Genomic DNA, 1,458 nt, shown 5'->3' on the forward strand with positions numbered 1-1,458 from the left:
GGGCTCTTCGGACATCCGGTGGGGGTGAGGCTCGCCGGATGAGGTTCGGCGGGTAGGGGTCGAGGTCCCCGAGGATCAGAAGCGCTAACTCCCTGATCTTCACGAGGACCTCGACGTGCTTCACCCTACTTCGGGGTGCGCTTCCGCGCGCTCCGCCTTCTGCCCGTGTTCCCGCTGCGACCTGCTGCTCGGCCTCGACGGGGTCCATGTCGAGCACGTCGAACGCGGCGACGAGGTGCTGGTGGTGACGGTCTCGAGCCCGGCGACGCCTGCCGGGTGCCCGTCGTGCGGGGTCGTCGCAGTCGGCCGCGGTCGCCGCCAGCGACTGCTTCACGACGTGCCCGGCGCGACGCGGGTGCTGATCGTGTGGCGGCAACGAGTGTGGCGGTGCAGCGACGCGGAGTGCTTGCGGAAGACGTTCGTGGAACAGCTGCCGACCCTCGTCCCGCGGCGCGGATCGATCACGAAGCGTGCGGTCGCGTGGGCGATCGGGCAGCTGCGTCGCGAGCACGCCACGATCGCGGGGCTGGCCCGTCAGCTCGGGACGTCGTGGAAGACGGTGTGGCGCGCGGTCGAACCCGAACTGGTGCGGCTCGCCGCGGACGAGTCTCGGTTCGAGGGTGTCACCACGCTCGGTGTCGACGAGCACGTCTGGCATCATGTCGACCCCCGCACGCGGGGCCCGAAGGAACTGACCGGGATGGTCGATCTGACCCGTGATGAGCACGGAAACACGCGGGCCAGGCTGCTCGATCTGGTGCCCGGCCGGTCCGGGAAGGCCTACGCGTCCTGGCTCGGCGAGCGGGGCGAGTCGTTCCGGAGGAACGTGCAGGTCGCCGCGCTGGATCCGTTCGCCGGCTACAAGACCGCGATCGACGACAAGCTGCAAGACGCCACGGCCGTCTTGGATGCGTTCCACGTCGTCAAGCTCGGCACCGCCGCCGTCGACGAGGTCCGCCGCCGCGTCCAGCAGGACACCCTCGGGCATCGCGGCAGGAAGGGCGACCCGCTCTACGGCATCCAGACCATCCTCCGCGCCGGGGCCGAGAACCTCACCGACAAGCAGCGCGCCAGGCTCACCACGGCGATCGAAGTCGACCCCGTCCACGACGAGGTGTTCGTCGCGTGGCAGTGCGCGCAGCAGCTCCGGTCCGCGTACCACCAAAAGGACCTCGCCGACGGGCGACGGATCGCCGAGAAGATCGTCGAGTCGTTCCACACCTGCCCGATCCCCGAGATCGCCCGCCTCGGCCGCACCCTCCGCCGCTGGCGGTCAGCGTTCCTGGCCTACTTCACCACCAGCCGCGCGAACAACGGCGGCACCGAAGCGGTCAACGGGATCATCGAGCTGCACCGCCGCCTCGCCCGCGGCTACCGCAACCGCAACAACTACCGCCTCCGCATGCTCCTCGCCGCCGGCGGCCTCACCCCATGACCCCACCGAATGTCCGAAGAGCC

At 70.1% G+C, this 1,458-nt stretch carries 1 protein-coding gene; it reads left to right on the plus strand.

The window, feature by feature from the left end; genetic code table 11:
* Positions 1-115: 115 nt before the first annotated feature.
* Positions 116-1,435: an ISL3 family transposase gene (locus WDU93_RS15210; RefSeq protein ID WP_337322086.1), complete on the plus strand. Its 1,320-nt coding sequence runs from the start codon at positions 116-118 to the stop codon at positions 1,433-1,435.
* Positions 1,436-1,458: the final 23 nt, after the last annotated feature.

The sequence above is a fragment of the Microbacterium istanbulense genome (assembly GCF_037204145.1).
Lineage (GTDB): Bacteria > Actinomycetota > Actinomycetes > Actinomycetales > Microbacteriaceae > Microbacterium > Microbacterium istanbulense.